20 protein-coding genes and 1 tRNA gene are annotated in these 19,043 nt (G+C 53.3%); 14 read left to right on the top strand and 7 right to left on the bottom strand.

The window, feature by feature from the left end; translation table 11 throughout:
• Window positions 1-93: 93 nt before the first annotated feature.
• Entirely contained in the window at window positions 94-1,206 is a 1,113-nt protein-coding gene (gene anmK, locus HOY33_RS06195) for an anhydro-N-acetylmuramic acid kinase (RefSeq protein WP_172289326.1), read from the bottom strand.
• A gap of 341 nt (window positions 1,207-1,547) precedes the next feature.
• Here anmK and HOY33_RS06190 point away from each other — a divergent pair, with 341 nt between their 5' ends.
• On the top strand, window positions 1,548-2,015 hold the full coding sequence (locus HOY33_RS06190) for a glycine zipper 2TM domain-containing protein (RefSeq protein WP_172289325.1): 468 nt from the start codon (window positions 1,548-1,550) through the stop codon (window positions 2,013-2,015).
• A gap of 139 nt (window positions 2,016-2,154) precedes the next feature.
• Here HOY33_RS06190 and slyA read toward each other — a convergent pair whose 3' ends face one another.
• Together slyA and HOY33_RS06180 are read right to left on the bottom strand one after the other, a co-directional pair.
• Entirely contained in the window at window positions 2,155-2,592 is a 438-nt protein-coding gene (gene slyA / locus HOY33_RS06185) for a transcriptional regulator SlyA (RefSeq protein WP_172289324.1), read from the bottom strand.
• A 171-nt stretch (window positions 2,593-2,763) separates the two neighbouring features.
• Window positions 2,764-3,003, bottom strand: a complete 240-nt coding sequence (locus tag HOY33_RS06180) for a DUF1289 domain-containing protein (protein ID WP_172289323.1) — start codon at window positions 3,001-3,003, stop codon at window positions 2,764-2,766.
• Window positions 3,004-3,354: 351 nt separating this feature from the next.
• On the opposite strand from HOY33_RS06180, the gene gloA reads away from it, so the two are divergent.
• Both gloA and rnt read left to right on the top strand, forming a co-directional pair.
• Window positions 3,355-3,765, top strand: coding sequence for a lactoylglutathione lyase (gene gloA / locus HOY33_RS06175; protein WP_172289322.1), 411 nt, complete (start codon window positions 3,355-3,357; stop codon window positions 3,763-3,765).
• Between the two features lie 127 nt (window positions 3,766-3,892).
• Complete coding sequence (rnt, locus tag HOY33_RS06170; protein WP_172289321.1) at window positions 3,893-4,564, top strand: ribonuclease T; 672 nt, start codon at window positions 3,893-3,895, stop codon at window positions 4,562-4,564.
• 105 nt (window positions 4,565-4,669) lie between these two features.
• Here the strand turns inward: rnt and HOY33_RS06165 are convergent, their stop codons facing one another.
• Window positions 4,670-5,020, bottom strand: coding sequence for a Grx4 family monothiol glutaredoxin (locus HOY33_RS06165; RefSeq protein WP_172289320.1), 351 nt, complete (start codon window positions 5,018-5,020; stop codon window positions 4,670-4,672).
• A gap of 339 nt (window positions 5,021-5,359) precedes the next feature.
• On the opposite strand from HOY33_RS06165, the gene HOY33_RS06160 reads away from it, so the two are divergent.
• A complete protein-coding gene (locus HOY33_RS06160; protein ID WP_172289467.1) occupies window positions 5,360-6,190 on the top strand; it encodes a C40 family peptidase in 831 nt (276 codons plus the stop codon).
• Between the two features lie 126 nt (window positions 6,191-6,316).
• On the opposite strand, the gene HOY33_RS06155 is transcribed toward HOY33_RS06160, so the two are convergent.
• Window positions 6,317-6,406, bottom strand: a complete 90-nt coding sequence (locus HOY33_RS06155) for a YnhF family membrane protein (protein ID WP_121575788.1) — start codon at window positions 6,404-6,406, stop codon at window positions 6,317-6,319.
• A 389-nt stretch (window positions 6,407-6,795) separates the two neighbouring features.
• Here HOY33_RS06155 and purR point away from each other — a divergent pair, with 389 nt between their 5' ends.
• On the top strand, window positions 6,796-7,827 hold the full coding sequence (purR, locus tag HOY33_RS06150) for an HTH-type transcriptional repressor PurR (protein WP_172289319.1): 1,032 nt from the start codon (window positions 6,796-6,798) through the stop codon (window positions 7,825-7,827).
• A 342-nt stretch (window positions 7,828-8,169) separates the two neighbouring features.
• On the top strand, window positions 8,170-9,330 hold the full coding sequence (cfa, locus tag HOY33_RS06145; protein WP_172289318.1) for a cyclopropane fatty acyl phospholipid synthase: 1,161 nt from the start codon (window positions 8,170-8,172) through the stop codon (window positions 9,328-9,330).
• Window positions 9,331-9,424: 94 nt separating this feature from the next.
• Here the strand turns inward: cfa and HOY33_RS06140 are convergent, their stop codons facing one another.
• Window positions 9,425-10,060, bottom strand: a complete 636-nt coding sequence (locus HOY33_RS06140) for a riboflavin synthase subunit alpha (RefSeq protein WP_172289317.1) — start codon at window positions 10,058-10,060, stop codon at window positions 9,425-9,427.
• Window positions 10,061-10,367: 307 nt separating this feature from the next.
• On the opposite strand from HOY33_RS06140, the gene HOY33_RS06135 reads away from it, so the two are divergent.
• A complete protein-coding gene (locus HOY33_RS06135; RefSeq protein ID WP_172289316.1) occupies window positions 10,368-11,738 on the top strand; it encodes an MATE family efflux transporter in 1,371 nt (456 codons plus the stop codon).
• Window positions 11,739-11,937: 199 nt separating this feature from the next.
• A tRNA-Val gene (locus HOY33_RS06130) sits at window positions 11,938-12,014 on the top strand.
• A gap of 90 nt (window positions 12,015-12,104) precedes the next feature.
• Here the strand turns inward: HOY33_RS06130 and HOY33_RS06125 are convergent.
• Window positions 12,105-12,731, bottom strand: a complete 627-nt coding sequence (locus HOY33_RS06125) for a TetR/AcrR family transcriptional regulator (protein WP_330527508.1) — start codon at window positions 12,729-12,731, stop codon at window positions 12,105-12,107.
• Window positions 12,732-12,955: 224 nt separating this feature from the next.
• On the opposite strand from HOY33_RS06125, the gene HOY33_RS06120 reads away from it, so the two are divergent.
• The 6 genes from HOY33_RS06120 to otsA all read left to right on the top strand — a co-directional run bounded on the left by HOY33_RS06120 (window position 12,956) and on the right by otsA (window position 18,898).
• Complete coding sequence (locus HOY33_RS06120) at window positions 12,956-13,159, top strand: hypothetical protein (RefSeq protein ID WP_172289314.1); 204 nt, start codon at window positions 12,956-12,958, stop codon at window positions 13,157-13,159.
• Window positions 13,156-14,745, top strand: a complete 1,590-nt coding sequence (locus HOY33_RS06115) for an MFS transporter (protein ID WP_172289313.1) — start codon at window positions 13,156-13,158, stop codon at window positions 14,743-14,745. The genes HOY33_RS06120 and HOY33_RS06115 overlap by 4 nt, the downstream gene beginning before the upstream one ends.
• A 12-nt stretch (window positions 14,746-14,757) precedes the next feature.
• The gene (locus HOY33_RS06110) at window positions 14,758-15,768 is read left to right on the top strand and encodes an HlyD family secretion protein (RefSeq protein ID WP_172289312.1); all 1,011 of its coding nucleotides are present in this window, start codon (window positions 14,758-14,760) and stop codon (window positions 15,766-15,768) included.
• Between the two features lie 58 nt (window positions 15,769-15,826).
• Window positions 15,827-16,168 (top strand): DUF190 domain-containing protein, encoded by a 342-nt coding sequence (locus HOY33_RS06105; RefSeq protein WP_172289311.1) that lies wholly within the window; start codon window positions 15,827-15,829, stop codon window positions 16,166-16,168.
• Between the two features lie 508 nt (window positions 16,169-16,676).
• Window positions 16,677-17,477 carry a trehalose-phosphatase gene (gene otsB / locus HOY33_RS06100; RefSeq protein WP_172289310.1) on the top strand — a complete coding sequence of 267 codons (801 nt, stop codon included), beginning with the start codon at window positions 16,677-16,679 and terminating at the stop codon, window positions 17,475-17,477.
• On the top strand, window positions 17,474-18,898 hold the full coding sequence (gene otsA, locus HOY33_RS06095; protein ID WP_172289309.1) for an alpha,alpha-trehalose-phosphate synthase: 1,425 nt from the start codon (window positions 17,474-17,476) through the stop codon (window positions 18,896-18,898). The genes otsB and otsA overlap by 4 nt, the downstream gene beginning before the upstream one ends.
• The last annotated feature ends 145 nt before the right edge of the window (window positions 18,899-19,043 follow it).

Here is a 19,043-nt window from a genome sequence, read left to right as displayed (position 1 = left end):
TCTGATGTCAGTGAAATGCGCGCCGCAACGGCAACATCTCCACTGTCAGCAGTTTAACAATAGGTTAGTTAATGAAACCTCAGCAAAATCCGATTAGTCCGTCATGGCGGGATAAATGGCCCCTAACACCGTTTCCTGACTAGCGCCGGTAACGGATGGCAGATTTCCCGGTAAGCCCGATAGGGTTCGCGACGCCAGCCAGGCAAAAGCCAGCGCTTCCATATCATCGCCGCTGACGCCGAACTCATCCGTCGTACTGACTTCTATACCGGGCAACAGCGCCGAAAGCCTGGCCATAATAAGGGGATTGCGGGCGCCGCCGCCGCACACCAGTAATCGCTCGCACCCGCCGCTCAGCAGCACCTGCTCGGCAATACTCATCGCCGTCAGTTCAACCAGCGTAGCCTGAACGTCCGGAGGCGATATCGGCGGCAGACCCGCCAGCCTTTTCTCCAGCCAGCCCAGATTAAAATATTCGCGCCCAGTGCTTTTCGGCGCCCTGAGCGAAAAATAGGGATCGGCCATCATGCGGCGTAACAACAGCGGGTGAACCTGCCCCGTCATCGCCCATTTGGCGTCTTTATCGTAGGGCTGCGCGCAATGACGCCAGATCCAGGCGTCCAATAGCATGTTTCCCGGACCGGTATCATAACCGCGTACGGCGGCGCCCGGCGCCAATAGCGACACATTGGCGATACCGCCGATATTGAGCACAATGCGCCGCTCGACCGGGTGCTGCAACAGCGCATGATGAAATGCCGGCACCAGCGGCGCGCCCTGCCCGCCATACGCCAGATCGCGGCGGCGAAAATCGCCCACGGTGGTAATACCGGTCATGGCGGCAATACGGTTATTATCGCCAATCTGTAGCGTACAGGGCGCTTCGCCCGTCGGCTCGTGCCAGACGGTCTGCCCGTGGCAACCGATAGCCGTAATATCGCGCGCGCTCATTCTGGTTTGTTTGAGCAGCGCCAGCACGGCCTCTGCGAACACTATGCCCAGACGAGTATCCAGTTGCCCAAGCGCAGACAGCGTGACCCTCTGCCCCTGACACATCCCCAGAATCGCCTTTTTGATATCCTGCGGTAGCGGATGGCAATAGCTGGCTTGCTGTGCCACAGTGTATTCATCAATAGCGGCCATCACGACATCAATACCGTCGAGGCTGGTGCCTGACATCACACCAATGTATCTGCCTGATCTCATTTCCTGACCTTTTCCCCGCGGGATATAAGAAAACTCACCATTGAAAATTGGATTACGACAAAAATAGCATTTTAAAACACGGGATTATTATATTTTTTGTGTTTTGTTATCTCGGGTGAATTTTTGTTAAAAAAGAGTCGATTGACGATCTTTTTTAACAAGAAACGAATTTGGCGGATTTTGCTCTCCGTTTACTCTCAATTTAACAACACGATTATATTCTGCAAAAAAGCGTAAAAATAGTGGAATGGAGCATTAAGCCAGACCATAATTTGATTGTATAATATTCGTCGGCCAAGGCTCAGCCAACCCGACATATCGCCATTACAGGAGTATTGAATATGATGAAGCGTTTGTTTGTGGTTACCCTGGCGGGTATCACACTGGCTGGTTGTGCCAATACCAGTACGCTTTCAGGAGATGTTTACAGCGCCTCCGAAGCCAAACAGGTGCAATCCGTCACCTACGGTACAATTGTATCGACACGTCCGGTACAAATTCAGGCGGGTGAAGATTCCAACGTCATCGGCGCCCTTGGCGGTGCGGTTTTGGGGGGCTTTCTGGGGAACACCGTCGGCGGGGGAACCGGTCGTAGTCTGGCAACGGCCGCTGGCGCGGTTGCAGGCGGCGTAGCCGGTCAAAGCGCGACGGGCGCGATGAACCGCACTCAAGGTGTTGAGCTGGAAATCCGTAAAGACGACGGCAGCACCATCATGGTTGTTCAAAAACAAGGCAACACAACTTTCAGCGCCGGGCAGCGTGTAGCAATGGCGAGCAACGGCCGCAGCATTACCGTCTCTCCCCGCTAATCTATAACAGCCATCACCACCTGCACGGGTGGTGATGGCTGTCAATAATTAAGTCTCTGCCAAAAGACGATCAATAATAAACGTAGCTAACATTGCCGAAATTTATTTCTTTTCCTCAAAGACTATTTTGGGTAATTAACTAAGAATGACTCTCATGCAATGCCAGTATATTTTGTTCCAACCGCGCAACCAACGAGACTAATTCATCGAGCTGTTCGGGAGTGATGCCAAATAAAATCTCGTTGCGGGTATGGCTAATCACATCATTAACCGCTTGTATTATCGGATCGGCGGCTTCAGTAAGCAGTATACGTTTAGCACGTCGGTCATGTGAGCATACGTGTCTGGTAATCAATCCCTTTTCTTCCAGTTGGTCCAATGTGCGGACTAATGAAGGCTGCTCGATCCCGATAGCTTTGGCCAGTTGAATCTGTGACTGCCCCGGCGGCAGATGATATATATTGTGCAGGGTTACCCAATGCGTTTGGGTCAGCTCAAGTGGTTTTAACCGATGATCAATTAATGCGCGCCAGACGCGCACTAAACGGGCTAAATCAGATCCTAATGGCAATTCCATAACCTCTCCTTATAATTAGCATGCTAAGTTATATCCCTGGATTGCAATCAATTCTGATTTATAAAAAATAGAAAAATAGCTTTTATTATTTTAGAAAAAAGGATTCTAGCAAATAAAAGTCTCTTAAAAATGATCTTGAGCTTATTTTATTCAGTGACTGTTTAGCTAACGTTAAAATAAAGACGGCTGCTGCGGCTCTTCGGCCTGCTTGACGTTCTCCATTCGCTGCGAACGTTTCCATCTCTGCCTGCACAAGCGCAGGACATCCTGTTTCTGGGCATCACTCATCTGCCCCCAGGCAAAACGCTCATTACGACTGCGAAAGCAACCGCGACAAAAGCCGCGCGCATCAGCCTGACAAACGCCACGGCACGGATTGGGAACAGCAAAGAGTTCAAGTTGCTCTGGCACCGTACCTCCTTTCTTTTACTACAGGGTTATTGAAGCTCTGTTCTCACTCTCTGGCAAGCCCTTGCTAACGATAACGAGCAAAATAATTAGGTAGCCCTTGTAATTTCAAACGATTTTTCCGCGCCGTTATGCGGCCTCCCGGCGCGATCTTCCCGCCTTACAGCCGATAAAAGGCCGCCAGAAGCGATGTGCTAACATAATTATGCCCCGGCAACGGCGGGTCGCCAGGCTTGCTGCTTTTCCCGGCAATGGCTTGGACTCAGCATATCGACAACGCTATACTTGCCTCCGGTCAGCTTTTTTCCGTCATGTTGCCGTTAATTACAGTAGCCAATCGAGGAAATTGAAATTATGCGCCTACTTCACACTATGCTGCGTGTTGGTGATTTACAACGCTCTATCGACTTTTATACCAAAGTGCTGGGTATGCGATTGCTGCGTACTAATGAAAATGCAGAGTATAAATATACCCTGGCGTTCGTCGGCTATACCGAGGAAAGCGAAGGGGCGGTCATTGAATTGACGTACAACTGGGGCGTAGAGAGTTACGATCTAGGCAATGCGTACGGTCATATCGCTCTGGGCGTCGATGATGTCGCCGCCACCTGCGATCGCATTCGCCAGGCGGGGGGAAATGTGACCCGCGAAGCCGGTCCGGTAAAAGGCGGCACCACCGTCATTGCGTTCGTTGAAGATCCGGACGGTTACAAAATCGAGCTGATTGAAAGAGCGCAATCAGGTCAGGGAATTGGCAACCAGTGACGCTTTACTGGTGCCTGACAGGCACCAGTCCTTTATATGCGCCAGGCCCGGGTAAACGGGGAATACTGCATCTCTCGCCGAAATTTGCCATAATGCGCGCTGCGTTTTGCTAAAGATTAAGAGACTAATGGCTGATAAAAATGACCTGAACGCCCTGAGCGGTCGTTTCCGCGGGTTTTACCCGGTAGTGATCGATGTTGAGACTGCCGGGTTTAATGCCAAAACCGATGCATTACTGGAAGTTGCAGCGGTAACATTAAAAATGGACGCTGATGGATGGCTACAGCCGGATGACACCATGCATTTCCACGTTGAGCCGTTCGAGGGCGCAATATTGGAACCCGCCGCGCTGGCGTTTAACGGCATTGACCCCACTAACCCATTACGCGGCGCGGTCAGCGAGTATGACGCCCTGCATGAAATTTTCAAAGTCGTGCGCAAAGGCATAAAAGATCAGGGATGCAACCGAGCAATTATCGTGGCGCATAACGCAACCTTTGATCATGGCTTCATGATGGCTGCGGCTGAACGATGCAGTTTGAAGCGCAATCCTTTCCATCCTTTCGCCACGTTTGACACGGCGGCGCTGAGCGGCCTGGTCTTGGGGCAAACCGTTCTCGCCAAAGCCTGTCTTGCCGCCGGGATCGCTTTTGACTCCAGCCAGGCGCATTCCGCACTTTACGATACCAATCAGACTGCGCTGTTGTTTTGCGAACTGGTTAACCGCTGGAAACGGATGGGCGGATGGCCTATCGCTTTTGACGAAAACCAATCAGCAACCACCTCCGTTGCCAGTTAAACCGCATTAAAAAAGACAGGGTAGCTTTCGCCACGCTGTCTTTTTTTCATCCCGCCGCAATTTTATCCGCATTGCATATGCAAGCGTATGCGACTCCCGCTGGATTTATTCCTGCCCTTCCTGCTGAGATTTATATTTTTCCGCCGTTTCTTTAATCAGCGGCTGTAACTCGCCGCGCTGATACATTTCAATAATGATGTCACAGCCACCGACCAATTCACCGTCGACCCACAGCTGGGGAAACGTCGGCCAATTTGCGTACTTAGGCAATTCGGCACGGATATCCGGGTTCTGTAGGATATCGACATAGGCGAAACGTTCGCCACAAGCCGACAACGCCTGTACCGCCTGTGCGGAAAACCCGCAACTTGGCAATTTAGGTGAACCTTTCATATACAGCAGAATCGGGTTTTCAGCGATCTGGCGCTGAATTTTTTCAATTGTCGTTGTCGTCATTCTCTTGCTTCCTTAACCTATAGGATGGCTAACGTCATGTTCATTAACCATAAGCGCTATCAGATGTGCCATTACAGCGCCATCCACTCAATGATATTGTACCGAGAGCGGCCACCACAAAAAAACGCTATTTTTTGTAGGGATATATTTTCCCCTAGCGTACACCGCTGTTGATAAATTCACGGCAGAAAACGATGATAAATCCACCGAAAAACCATCATTAACTTTTTTTCACTATTCTGTATACACAAAGTGGTCATTCCCACTTTTTTATACGGCCGTTTTCGGGAATACTGTTCCGCTTGAACGATTTAAGGATTAAATTCGGCCATTTTCATGATGCGCGTGTTTATTGCTATTTTTATATTATTTTTCAGTAATTTACTCCCGAGCATAGCTCAGGCGACGCCGCATACGCCAAAATCATCGTCACCAAAAACCAGCGTAGGCGCCGTACCTGATGACAATCATAAAAAAAACAAACACCCCGGAAACAGCCGCAAAGCGAATACGCCGCATCCTGAGATCAATAAAGTTAAAACCGTCCGCACGACGCAGCATAAACCGCAGCAAATCGCATCAAGAACAAAGAACAACACCCCGGCGTTAATTAAGACCGGCCTCAAAAAGTCGCAGACGAAAAACGGGGTAAGACTTTCCTCGTCGAACGCCAGAGTAAAACACGGCCTTAAAAAGGCCGATCTAAAAAACCGGAAAAGCGAAGAGAAAGGATTGGCGTTAAGCGCCGCGCATAAAAAACGCTATCAACAAGCCAAATTAACGGCGATGAACAAGCTGATGAGCCAGGTGGGAAAACCTTATCGCTGGGGCGGATCATCGCCTTTTACCGGTTTTGACTGTAGTGGTTTGGTTTATTACGCCTACAAAGACGTGGTTAAAATCCCCATCCCCCGCACGGCGAATGAAATGTATCATTTACGCGATGCGGCGCCGATTCAGAAAAGCGAATTGGAAAGCGGCGATTTGGTTTTCTTCCGCATCAACAATCGCGGCGTCGCCGATCATGTCGGGGTTTATCTGGGCAACGGGAAATTCATTCAGTCGCCGCGTACCGGCTCGGATATTCGCATTAGTAAACTGAGTGAGGATTACTGGCAGGATCATTATGTCGGCGCACGGCGCGTCGTCACTCCTCAGACCATGCGCTGACGCTGGCTCAGAGAGGGCACAACAAGCTAAACTGCGAGGCAGAAAGAATTCAGGCATGTTTTCACACCGTAAAACATGCCTGAGTAAATAGTGATAGCGTTAAACGGCGGAACGCCCCAACGCCAATTAATTCAGTACCGCGACAAAACTAAAGACAATGATCATCGCCAGCGCACCAACGGTGGTCAGCAACGACATCTTCAGGTCAGTATCCATAGGTGTCTCCTTTGCGCACACAAGTAATCGGAAGAAAGTATTGACCATCTTTGGAAGCTCAGCCCCAACCTCGGGTAAAAACCCTCTTAATGACGATAGCGATTCTTCCATAGTTTGAAAGAAAAATCTTATACCTATGTATCAATAATAGTATAAATTACCGCTTCCACTTTGGTGGCAAATCGGACAAAATCCGCTGTTTAACGACGCGCCGCGTAGTATTCGAAAAATAGTGGTCGAAAAACGTCAACCTTGCCCCTTCAGGTATAACATTCGGCATTCTCCTTCTGAAATCCTGTTTTTTCACTAAGAAAGAGAACGATAAACGCAGGCAAACGATTAACAATATACTTACGACTGTAATAAGTGCGTTCAGGAGTTATTTTTACATGGCAACGATCAAAGATGTGGCGAAACGCGCCGGCGTTTCTACCACAACCGTATCACACGTGATTAATAAAACACGTTTCGTCGCCGAAGAGACCAAGGCTGCCGTACGCGCAGCCATTAAAGAATTACACTATTCGCCCAGCGCCGTCGCCCGCAGTCTTAAAGTTAATCACACTAAATCCATTGGTTTGCTGGCGACGTCAAGTGAAGCTCCCTATTTTGCGGAAATCATAGAAGCCGTTGAAAACAGTTGCTATGCCAAAGGCTATACGCTGATTTTATGTAATTCGCATAACGAGCTTGATAAACAACGCGCCTATCTTTCCATGCTGGCGCAAAAACGCGTCGATGGCTTGCTGGTCATGTGTGCGGAATATCCACCCGAATTGCTCGCCATGCTGGAAAACTATCGCAGCATTCCGATGGTGGTTATGGATTGGGGTCAGGCGCACAGCGATTTTACCGATACCATTATCGATAACGCCTTTGAGGGCGGTTATATGGCGGGCCGTTACCTTATCGAGCGCGGTCATCGGGACATCGGCGCCATCCCCGGCATTCAAGAGCGAAATACCGGCAGCGGGCGCTATCTTGGTTTTTTAAAAGCGTTGAACGACGCCGATATTCAGATTCATGATGAATGGATCGTTCAGGGCGATTTCGAGCCGGAATCCGGCTATAAGGCGATGCACCAGATTCTGGCGCAGAAACACCGCCCGACGGCGGTGTTCTGCGGCGGGGATATTATGGCGATGGGAGCGATCTGCGCCGCCGATGAACTGGGGCTGCGCGTTCCTCAGGATATTTCGGTGATTGGCTACGACAATATCCGCCATGCCCGCTTTTTTACCCCGGCGCTGACCACCATTCATCAGCCCAAAGAACGGCTGGGGCAATCCGCTTTTTCCATGTTGCTGGACCGTATCACCAGCAAGCGTGAAGATGCCCAGGTTATCGAAGTACACCCTACCCTGATTGAGCGCCGTTCCGTTGCCGACGGTCCCTTTCGCGACTATCGACGTTACTCCTGATAACAGACGAATTTCTTATATCACGCGGCAAGATGCTTGATACCAACAACTGCTTCAGTCAATTTATACTTGTACCCCGACTGAAGCAGTCATAAACTATTTATGATTTTTTGTGACAACAATTCTATTTATCACTATCTTTTAGTGTTAAGCGCATAGGGAATGTGCGTTTTTATCTTAAGGATAAGTGCCCCTACGTATTTGCGTACCGGCTTTTCTCTTCAATTTCCTCTGACGATTCAGAGAGTAGACGATGGGCGATCCCCACCGATACCGAGAATAGGTAAAAATTGTCTATGTTTTCCTTGCGGTTTCATCATGAAAGCAAGGTAGGGAGAAGTTATGAGTTCATCATGTATAGAAGATGTGGCGGAGCTTGACCGCCATAACACATCCTGGTTCCAAATTGTGCGGGAAATGCTGGCTATCGCTGATATCAAAATCAACGGTTCCCGCCCTTTCGATATCAAAGTTAAAAATCCTGATTTTTTTAAGCGCGTATTGCGTGAAGGATCATTGGGATTGGGTGAAAGCTATATGGATGGCTGGTGGGAGTGCGAGAGACTAGACATATTTTTTCATCGCGTATTACGCGCCGGATTGGATGAAAAAATCCCCCACCATCTCAAAGATATCTTGCGCATCGCTGCCGCACGGCTGATAAATTTACAATCCAAAAAGCGCGCCTGGATAGTCGGCAAAGAGCACTATGATTTAGGCAACGACTTATTTTCGCTGATGCTGGATCCCGCGATGCAGTACTCATGCGGCTACTGGAAACAGGCGTCCACGCTGGAGCAGGCTCAGCAAGACAAGCTGGCGATGATCTGCGAAAAGCTGCAACTCAAACCAGGAATGAAACTGTTGGATATCGGCTGTGGCTGGGGCGGATTGGCGGAATTTGCCGCTCGCCGGTATGGCGTCTCGGTCTGCGGCGTCACCATTTCCAAAGAACAGCAGAAGCTGGCGCAGGAGCGCTGCAAAGATCTGGATGTCACCATTTTGCTACAGGATTATCGCGATCTGAATCTGCAATTTGATCGGGTCGTCTCTGTCGGGATGTTTGAACATGTCGGGCCGAGAAACTACGACACCTATTTCCGTGTCGTCAGAAAAAATCTTAAAGCAGACGGATTATTTTTACTGCACACCATAGGCGCCAAAAAAACCAACGCCGAAGTCGATCCCTGGATTAATAAATACATTTTCCCTAACGGCTGCGTACCTTCAGTACAACATATCGCGCACGCCAGCGAACCTTATATGGTGATGGAAGACTGGCATAACTTTGGCGCCGATTATGATCGCACCCTGATGGCATGGCACGAGCGTTTCCAACAATCCTGGCCTGAGCTTTCCGAGCGCTACTCCGCACGGTTCCGTCGCATGTTCGGCTACTATCTCAATGCCTGTGCCGGCGCATTTCGCGCCCGTAACATTCAGCTTTGGCAAGTGCTGTTCAGCATTGACGGTATCGAAGGCGGCGTGCGCGTTCCACGCTGAACGGATTTTGACAAGGCCGTACGGGAGCCTTTTCCGAACGGCTTGCTTTTGCTAGCCAAACGCTTAACGCCGCGCCAGCGATTTTTTCGTCAGCCTACTCTTCCGACGTAACCGGAGCCGCCTGCCGGTTGGCTAATACCCGTTCAACCGTATCGACGACCGCTTGTGTTTGCGGGTCGATTTCAATATTCACCCGATGCCCCAGGCGCTTTTGTCCCAGCGTGGTGCGGTTCAGCGTCTCAGGAATCAAATGCACGCAGAAACGGCTGCGGGTGACTTCCCCAATCGTTAGACTGATGCCGTCAATCCCGATAAAACCTTTGTGCAGCACATACTTCATCAGTGATTCGTCAGCCAGCCGGAACCAAATCTGGTGATTATTTTCCGACACCAGAATTTTCACCACCTCTGCGGTACAGATGATATGACCGGACATCACGTGTCCACCGATCTCATCACCATATTTTGCCGCCCGCTCAACGTTTACCCGATCGCCTTCGGCGATCTCTCCCAGATTGGTCAGCCGGAGCGTTTCTTTCATTAAATCAAAACTGACGCGATCGCCTTTCACTGAGGTCACCGTCAGGCAGCAGCCATTATTAGCGACGGAAGCGCCGGGAACCAGTCCCGACAATAATTCGGGCGGCAGTTGAATAACATGGGTACGAAAATTTGATTTTTCATCAATGGACACCACCGGCGCGGTGCCTTGAACAATACCGGTAAACATACGGCTTGCCTCTTAAAAACGATGTAAATGAAATGGGTGCTAAACGATACCGATAGCACGCTCATTGCCGATTGCTATAAATGACTGTTATGCAGTGTGCCCCAGATTAAGTTGAAAACCAAACCCATTACCGAAATCGGCGTGTATGTTAATCGGCCAGTCGCCTTCGGTTAATTTATTCTCCGGCAAGCTGGTTTCCGGCCGACAAGTCGTTACAATACCAGCCTCGTCTCGGACTGAGACAGAATTGTATTTATCCACGATTAATTATTCCGCTATCCGGTTCGTCAATTCAAGGAAGGTGTTTGTGCAGAAGTATCGGTCAGAAGCGCGTAATTTATTGGCGCTCGCGGTTCCTGTCATTATTGCGCAAGTATCTCAGACATCCATGGGGGTGGTCGATACCATTATGGCCGGCGCCTACAGCGCCACGGATATGGCCGCCGTCGCCGTCGGAACGTCCATCTGGCTGCCCGCCATTCTTTTCGGGCATGGATTATTGCTGGCGCTGACGCCGGTCGTCGCGCAGTTGAATGGGGCCGGCCGTCGGGAGCGCATCGCGCATCAGGTTCAACAATCTTTCTTTCTGGCGCTGCTCGTCTCGCTTCTCATCATGCTGGCGCTGTATCAGGGCGAATACGTCATCAACCTGATGAATGACGGATCGCCGGAACTGGCGAAAAAAGCGATTGGCTATCTACATGCGCTGCTGTGGGGGGTGCCGGGCTATCTGTTCTATCAGGTTTTGCGCTGCCAGTGCGAGGGATTGTCGAAAACCAAACCGGGGATGGTCATTGGTTTTATCGGACTTTTAATCAATATTCCCATTAACTATGTATTTATCCACGGTAAATTCGGTCTGCCGGAACTGGGCGGGGTTGGCTGCGGCGTGGCAACCGCAACCGTTTACTGGATCATGCTGTTGCTGCTGTTAGGCTACACCAAACGTGTAGCCTGGTTGCGCGATATTATATTGCCGCGTCGATTCAGGCCCGACTGGCACACGCTGAAGCGCCTGTTTACTCTCGGCCTGCCTATTGCGCTGGCGCTGCTGTTTGAAGTCACCCTCTTTGCCGTGGTGGCGCTGTTGGTGCTTCCGTTGGGGGTGGTGGATGTCGCGGGCCACCAGATCGCGCTGAACTTCAGTTCACTGATGTTCGTGCTTCCCCTTTCCATCGGCGTCGCCACCACCATTCGCGTCGGTCACCGGCTGGGGGAAGGCGCCGTCGAACTCGCCCGCATCGCCGCCTATACCGGTCTGATGACCGGCGTGCTGTTTGCGCTCTGCACGGCGATTTTCACCACCTTGTTACGTGAGCCTATCGCTCTGCTTTACAATCAGGATCCGGCCGTGGTGGCGATGGCATCCCACTTAATGTTACTGGCCGCCGTCTATCAAATCTCCGACGCAGTACAGGTTATCGGCAGCGGGGTGTTGCGCGGTTACAAAGACACCCGCTCGATCTTTTATATCACCTTCACGGCCTATTGGGTACTGGGGCTGCCCAGCGGCTATCTGCTGGCGCTAACGGACCATATCGTTCCCCGCATGGGCCCCGCGGGTTTCTGGTGCGGATTTATTATTGGCTTAACCGCCGCCGCGATCATGATGATGACCCGGATCCGCTGGCTTCAGCGCCAGCCAGCGGCGCTGATTTTAGCGCGGGCGGCCCGTTAACCCCGGTTTCAGCCGCGACGAACGCGGCTCTTTGCGCCATAAATGATGGAAAAACCAGCGGAATGAATACAAGTGCAGCAGCCGCGCCGTCCGAGGGAACAAAATTGCATTTTTCCCCTTGCCAGCCGCAGTATAGCCCGCTAATATTCGTCCCGCTATCAGGCTGACAGCCTGATTTTCAAAGAATTTATCCTCAAATGCGTTCTTAGCTCAGTTGGTTAGAGCACCACCTTGACATGGTGGGGGTCGATGGTTCGAGTCCATTAGAACGCACCATTTTTTGTTCCGCAGACATCCCCTAATGACCATAGATCGTTAAATAAATTACGCCCCTACTTGCCATACCCCTTTCCGGCAACGGCGCAATCATGCGCGCGCGACGGCGAATCGGCCGAGAAAAGTATCTACTGCCAGCCGTACCCACCGGTCCAGTTGCTCGACGGAGGGCCGCGACCCCGGATGCAGCAACCCCTCCAACTGCCCTTCCGTACGCACCATGCCGATGAATAACGACGCTGCGGTCTCGGCGCCGATGGCGTGGATGTCGATATCGCCGGCCCGCGAGGCTTCGCTTAAGCACTCCGCCACCATCGATGTGACCACTTTGGGGCCAGCCAGGTAGAAATGCCTCCCGGCCTGGGGAAAACGCGGGGCCTCCGCGACAACCACCCGGAACAACGCCACGCCAGTATCAGACAGCACGATATCCAGATAGGCTCTGCCGATATCCGTCAGTGTTTTATTAAGATCGTTTGGGGCCGGTTGTATCGCCCTGACGGTCGCCGCCATCGACGCACACTGGCACTCGATCATCGCCATGAACATGGCTTCTTTACTGGGAAAGCAGGCGTACAGCGTTTTTTTGGAGACGCCGGCTTCGCGCTGGATCATATCCGTGGTCGCAGCGCTGAAGCCATGGGTCAGGAACACCGATGCCGCGGCGCGCAAGATGACGGGCGTCTTGTCGCGATGGGGATAAGCAGATTCGCACACAGAGAGCTCCAGGGGCACAGTAAACTTCAGGTTTTGGCAAGTATACCTGCCGGTATCCATTCATAAAACCCATTGATGATATCAATATTAGCCAATTGACGGCGCTTGTCTTGAACTGTAGGATACCGACCGGTTTCCACACATCAAGTATTTCGTAATATCCCCTTTCTTTTTGACGTTTAAATGAAGAGACCAGTCAGTACCGTCTCGGTTTGAGGAATTAAATGAATCGTCCTGCTCGATACACACCGTTGTATCAAGGCCCCCCTGCGTTGGTTGTTCGATTACGGGCAGAATGCGCCGTTGCCCCCTCGGGGCAGATCCTGTCCATCGGCCCGACATCAGCGGCTCTGCGTTTCGACGCAAGCCGGGAGCGCAACGGCGTCGCCAACCGTTGCGATGCGGCTTCGGCCAAGGCGTTATCATGAGCGCCGCAATATCCGCGCCGGCTCCCGCCGTCTCGCCGGCGCAGCCGGTTTTTGGTATCCGTCTGACCGTCGGTCTGCTGGGGGTTCTTTTGGCCGCTATGATGGCGGGCCTAAGCAGTCGCGTTCCCGCACTGGTGTTGGTTGATATACAAGGAGGGCTGGGTTTCGCTAAAGATGATATTTCCTGGCTCTCCACGGCCTATTCGGCCGGCGAGCTGGCTGCTATGCCGTTTGCCGCCTGGTTCGCCATCACGTTCTCGATGCGCCGCTTCCATTTGACGATGCTGGCGGCGGCGCTTGCGCTGGCCGCCGTGCTGCCCTTTATTCGTGATCTGCACGTACTGCTGGCGCTGCGCGTTCTGCACGGCCTGTGCGCCGGATCGCTGGTGCCGATTCTGATGATGGCCGCCCTGCGTTTCCTGCCGGCGCCGATTCGGCTGCACGGCCTGGCGCTGTTTGCAATGACGGCCACGCTGTCGCCCAATGTCGCGCTCTGGCTGGCCGCCTTGAGCGTGGATCATCTTGAGAACTGGCGATGGGCTTACTGGCATGTGATCCCGCTCGGGCTGCTCGCCATGGCTATGGTCGGTTGGGGTATTCCCAAAATGCCGACGGCGCTGCCGCGGCTGAAACAGGCTAACTGGTTCGGCATGATGTTCGCCATACCCGGCCTGATGCTGCTGGTGGTGGGTATCGACCAAGGCGTGCGTCTGGACTGGCTCCACTCGCCCGTTATCGTTGCCGCGCTCGGTGTCGGCGTCAGCTTCACGGCGCTGTTCCTGGTGAGTGAGTGGTTTCACGCTGCGCCGTTCGTCCGGCTGGACTTGCTAAAGCGCCGCAACATCTGGCTGGGCTTCATTTCTCTGACCGGCCTTCTGGTGGCGATGTTTGCCGGTGTTGGCCTGCCGGCAAATGCGCTTGCCACTCTGCATGGTTTTCGTCTGCAACAAAGTGCGCCACTGGGTCTGATGGTCGGGCTTCCGCAACTGGTGCTGGGCTCCTGCGTGGCGATGCTGCTGTATCGGCGCTGGGTCGACGCGCGCCATGTCTTTGCGGCCGGGCTGGCATGCATGGCCGCTGCGTGCTGGTTAGCCTCCGGCATCACGGATGAATGGATGGTGCGGCAGTTTCTGACCGCCACACTGCTGCACGCCATTGGGCAACCGCTGGCGATGGTCGCCATGCTGTTTCTTATCGTCAGCGTCGTGCAGCCGATGGAAGGCCCCTTTCTCGCCGGCTTGGTCAATATCGTGCGGGTCATCAGCACCATCCTGGCCGGAGCATTCACCGGCCAGTTGAACGTGGAGCGCTCCCGATTCCACTACGAGACGCTGCGCGATCGGGCCGGCAACCTCATGCCTCACTGGGCCGGCTTTGATACCACGCCCGCCGAACTGGCCGAGCAGATTGCAAGGCAAAGCAGCGTTCTGGCCGTGGCGGACGTCTATCGTGCGATCGGCCTCATGGTGCTGTTGCTGATCCCGCTCGTACTGAAGTTTCAACACATTCCGGCGCCCGTGGTGCCTCGCATTGTTCCATCCGTTCCATCGGCCGCTCAAACTGACGCGGCCGCCAAAATAAGCTAAAGAAAAGTGAAAATGACTAAAAAAAATCATCTGCAAATCATCATCGCGCTTGTTGCCGCCGTCGTTCTGACAGCCGCATTTTTTATACTCAACAGGCCGGAAGCCAGCGCCTCCTCGCAAACTACGGACGATGCCTACGTGCGGGCGGATTTAACGGTGATAGCTCCCCAGGTTTCGGGCGTTATCACCACAGTATTAGTCGATGACAATCAACACGTAGAGAAAGGCGCGCCGCTGTTTCACATTGACGATCGCGAATTGATCGTCGAGGTAAACAATGCGCAAGCCGCCGTCGATAGCCTCCAGGCGCAGTTGGATCGCCAGCAAAGCGTGATTGCACAGGCGCGTTCAGTCGTAGCCGCATCGAGCGCCAGTCTCAAGTTGGCCGAAAGAAACCATCAGCGCTTCGCCGACCTGGCGCGTAATGGATCGGGCACGGTGCAGGCGCAGCAGCAGGCCGAAGCGGAACGGGCCGTGCAGCGCGCCGCTTATGAACGCGATCAGGCCGGATTGCGTTCGGCCGAACAGCAAGTGACGATCCTGCGCGCCGAGCTTGAAAAGGCGCGGGCGCAAAAAGCCAATGCGGATCTGAAGCTGTCCTATGCCAGCGTGACCGCGCCGGTTGCCGGCATCGTTGCCCAGAGTCATGTGCGGGTCGGCGGCTATGCGCAGACGGGCGAATCCCTGCTCACCCTGGTTCCGCTGGACAAAGTCTATATTGAGGCCAACTTCCGTGAGACTCAACTGGCCCGCGTGCAGATCGGCCAATCGGTTGACATCACGGTGGATGCGCTGCCCGGGGTACGACTCAAAGGTCATGTTGAAAGCGTAGGGCCGGCCAGCGGCGCAAGTTTTTCGCTGGTGCCGGCTCATAACGCCACGGGTAATTTCACTAAAATCGTTCAGCGTCTTCCCGTCCGTATTCAATTGCAGAACGGGCAGAAAGATGCGCAAAAGCTGCGCGTGGGTATGTCGGTCACGCCGACCGTTCGTGTCAAAAGCGCCGACTCAACGTCAACGTAAAGGTAGATCGGACGCTGACGAAAACTACCGGGTCAACTTACTTCTTTCAGGGGGAAATATGCACGGCTATCAAATTACTTTCTTTACCCAGCAGGATCGCATGTATGGTCGTCTGCCGCTTGCTCAATGGCTGATTGAGGAAGCCAAACGTCAGGGCCTGCGCGGCGCTACGCTGAATGGCGCCCTTGAGGGGCTGGGGCATGATGGCGCACTGCATGCGGTCAATCTCTTCGATTTGTCGGATCAGCCGGTTCAGGTAACGCTGGTGGTAACTGAAGAAGAGGCCCAACGTTTTCTACAGCATCTGGATACAGCGCAAATACACCTTTTTTACGTCAAGGTCGCCGCTGAGTTTGGGACGCTGGGCGCGGCCCCGGCGGCGGGAAAAACCAGGGGCTAACTCATCGGCCAAGGGAGAACGGATATGCAACGCCAATACCGCGTGAGTATCGAGCATCGTGCTGATAAATATGACGCCCTTCCCGCCGAAGATAAGCAACTTCAGTAGAGAGGTTCAGGCTGCTTGCAGCAGCCCCGACCCTGTATCCTTATCCTGATGAGGCGGCGGATCGCTTCCGCGCGGCCTGGAAAAATATCCAGCCGCGTCTACACTAGAACACAATGATGTTCACAGTCAGGTTATGGTTATTGGGTTATATCTATTCAATTGTAGAGCGTACTATCAACGAAGTTATCGAAATAAGCTGTTTTTATCCTACCCATTCGCCGCATGTTCACGTTATTTCGTTTGCGGCGTTTCCTTGCTTCACCGTGGCATCAGACACTCCTCGCGCGATTGCGATTCAGGAACTTCACCTGGCGCGTGCAATGACACCGCGACGATAAGTCGCGTAACACTTTACCGTCACACAGTGCAGTGCGAACCTCATTCAGACAGGAGAATCAGTTTGACCACCATAACAACAGAAAACACCACAGACACTCCCCCTTTCCCCGCGCTGGGCGGCGGGCTATACGCTTTCTTTTTCGATGTGGACGGCACGCTGGCGGAGATTCGACCGCAGCCGGACGACGTTGTCATACCTCGCGCCGTCCGCGCCAATTTGCAGGCGCTGTCGGCCGCGTGTCGCGGCGCGCTGGCGCTGGTATCGGGCCGTCCTATCGAACAACTGGATAAACTGGCTGCGCCGCTCAGGCTGCCTCTGGCCGGCGTGCACGGCGCCGAGCGGCGTGACGGCGAGGGCAATCTGCATCGCGTCATGCTGCCGGCTGACGTGGCGGTTCCCCTGCGGCACATGCTGGAACAGGGGATGGCCGCCATGCCGGGCACCTTGCTGGAAACCAAAGGCATGGCTTTCGCGCTGCACTACCGCCAGGCGATGCCGTATCAACAGCGGGTATTGGCGCTGGCGGAGTCCGCCGTGGCGCGCTTTCCTCAGCTTACGCTACAGCCGGGCAAGTGCGTGGTGGAGATAAAGCCGCAAGGAACGGATAAAGGCGCGGCGATTACCGCTTTTATGCAAGAAGCCCCTTTCGCCGGGCGCATTCCGGTTTTTGTTGGAGACGACCTGACGGATGAGAAAGGATTTGCGGTAGTGAACGCCATGCAAGGCATTTCAGTCAAGGTCGGAGACGGTTCAGGCCATGCCCGCTACCGCCTCAAACACGTGGCGGATGTTTACGGTTGGCTTGAACAACTACTATTGCGATTAAAGCAAGATAACGTCGCTAAGGAGTTAAAGTTATGAGTCGTCTGGTAGTCGTATCTAACCGTATCGCTATTCCTGATGGGTCGAAGTCCAGCGCCGGCGGACTGGCCGTAGGTATTCTGGATGCACTGAAAACCACCGGGGGGTTGTGGTTTGGCTGGAATGGAGAAATATGTGAAATCTCTGGTGAAGAAGATGATGATTTGAGTCTGGTGGAGCAGGATGGCATCACATATGCCTCGCTGCCGCTTAATCAAAACGATTACGATCTTTATTACTGCCAGTTTTCCAATACCGTCATCTGGCCGGCATTCCATTACCGCATCGATCTGGTGCAGTTTCAGCGCGAAGCCTGGGAAAACTACTGCCGGGTTAATGAAATGCTGGCGAAACGGCTACAGCCATTGATTAAGCCGGACGATATTCTGTGGATCCATGACTATCATTTACTGCCGTTTGCCGCCGCGTTGCGCAAAATAGGAGTGAATAACCGTATCGGGTTCTTCCTGCATATCCCGTTCCCGACGCCGGAAATCTTTACTGCGCTGCCCACGCATGAAACATTGCTGGAAATGATGTGCGAATTTGATTTGCTCGGATTCCAAACGGAAGCCGACCGGACGGCGTTTCTTGACAACCTCAACCAACTGACCGAGTTGCAGCAGATCGGGACGAAAACCCATAGCGCTTTCGGCAATACGTTTATGACCGCGGTTTATCCGATAGGCATAGAGCCGGACAGCATTAAAGAGATGGCGGAAGGGCCGCTGCCGCCCAAAATGGTCGCGATGAAACGCGAGTTGGGCGATGCGCAGAATATTATTTCCTGCGAGCGGCTGGATTATTCTAAAGGGCTGCCGGAACGTTTCCTGGCGTATGAAGCCTTGCTGGAGCACTACCCGCAGCATCGCGGCAAGGTTCGCTATTCGCAAATCGCCCCAACCTCGCGCGGAGATGTACAGGCTTATCAGGATATCCGCCACCAGTTGGAGATGGAGGTCGGCCGGATTAACGGCAAATACGGCACGCTAAACCGCACCCCGCTCTACTATCTCAACCAGCATTTCGACCGCCGTCTGCTGATGAAAATATTTCGTCTGACGGATGTCGGGCTGGTCACGCCGCTGCGCGATGGCATGAATCTGGTGGCGAAAGAGTACGTGGCCGCGCAGGATCCTGACGACCCGGGCGTTTTGGTGCTGTCACGCTTTGCCGGCGCGGCCAATGAACTGACCGCCGCGCTGATCGTCAATCCTTACGATCGGGATGAGGTGGCGGCAGCGCTGGATAAAGCGCTGACTATGCCGCTGGCCGAACGTCTCTCCCGCTACAACGACATGATGGCGGTGTTGCGTGAAAACGATATCGCGCACTGGCGTGAAAGTTATCTAAAAGACCTGCGGGCTATCCAGCCGCGCGACGCCGGACACAGCGCGGTCGCCGACGCGCCGACATTATGACGCCCTAACGCCGTCCGGCTTTCGATGCCGGCGTGCGCCCCTCCCTTCCTCAATATTGCCCCGCCAGCCGGGGCCGTTCATAAATCGTTGCAAATGAAACACGCCGGATTTTTGCGTGGCGCGTTCACGGAGGATCGTTATTTTT

This window comes from Brenneria sp. hezel4-2-4, assembly GCF_013155275.1.
In the GTDB taxonomy this organism is placed as follows: Bacteria; Pseudomonadota; Gammaproteobacteria; order Enterobacterales; family Enterobacteriaceae; genus Brenneria.
Note: the sequence above shows the minus strand (reverse complement) of the source record. Positions and strands in the feature narration are given on the sequence as shown.

What these genes read in the sequence shown, in the direction of transcription:
- HOY33_RS06190 (WP_172289325.1), top strand. Translation starts at nt 1,548, where the DNA reads ATGATGAAGCGTTTGTTTGTGGTTACCCTGGCGGGTATCACACTGGCT.
- purR (WP_172289319.1), top strand. Translation starts at nt 6,796, where the DNA reads ATGGCAACGATCAAAGATGTGGCGAAACGCGCCGGCGTTTCTACCACA.
- HOY33_RS06140 (WP_172289317.1), bottom strand. Translation starts at nt 10,060, where the DNA reads ATGTTTACCGGTATTGTTCAAGGCACCGCGCCGGTGGTGTCCATTGAT.
- HOY33_RS06115 (WP_172289313.1), top strand. Translation starts at nt 13,156, where the DNA reads ATGAGCGCCGCAATATCCGCGCCGGCTCCCGCCGTCTCGCCGGCGCAG.
- cfa (WP_172289318.1), top strand. Translation starts at nt 8,170, where the DNA reads ATGAGTTCATCATGTATAGAAGATGTGGCGGAGCTTGACCGCCATAAC.
- otsA (WP_172289309.1), top strand. Translation starts at nt 17,474, where the DNA reads ATGAGTCGTCTGGTAGTCGTATCTAACCGTATCGCTATTCCTGATGGG.
- HOY33_RS06165 (WP_172289320.1), bottom strand. Translation starts at nt 5,020, where the DNA reads ATGACGACAACGACAATTGAAAAAATTCAGCGCCAGATCGCTGAAAAC.
- gloA (WP_172289322.1), top strand. Translation starts at nt 3,355, where the DNA reads ATGCGCCTACTTCACACTATGCTGCGTGTTGGTGATTTACAACGCTCT.
- anmK (WP_172289326.1), bottom strand. Translation starts at nt 1,206, where the DNA reads ATGAGATCAGGCAGATACATTGGTGTGATGTCAGGCACCAGCCTCGAC.
- HOY33_RS06105 (WP_172289311.1), top strand. Translation starts at nt 15,827, where the DNA reads ATGCACGGCTATCAAATTACTTTCTTTACCCAGCAGGATCGCATGTAT.
- HOY33_RS06155 (WP_121575788.1), bottom strand. Translation starts at nt 6,406, where the DNA reads ATGGATACTGACCTGAAGATGTCGTTGCTGACCACCGTTGGTGCGCTG.
- rnt (WP_172289321.1), top strand. Translation starts at nt 3,893, where the DNA reads ATGGCTGATAAAAATGACCTGAACGCCCTGAGCGGTCGTTTCCGCGGG.
- HOY33_RS06120 (WP_172289314.1), top strand. Translation starts at nt 12,956, where the DNA reads ATGAATCGTCCTGCTCGATACACACCGTTGTATCAAGGCCCCCCTGCG.
- HOY33_RS06110 (WP_172289312.1), top strand. Translation starts at nt 14,758, where the DNA reads ATGACTAAAAAAAATCATCTGCAAATCATCATCGCGCTTGTTGCCGCC.
- slyA (WP_172289324.1), bottom strand. Translation starts at nt 2,592, where the DNA reads ATGGAATTGCCATTAGGATCTGATTTAGCCCGTTTAGTGCGCGTCTGG.
- HOY33_RS06160 (WP_172289467.1), top strand. Translation starts at nt 5,360, where the DNA reads ATGCGCGTGTTTATTGCTATTTTTATATTATTTTTCAGTAATTTACTC.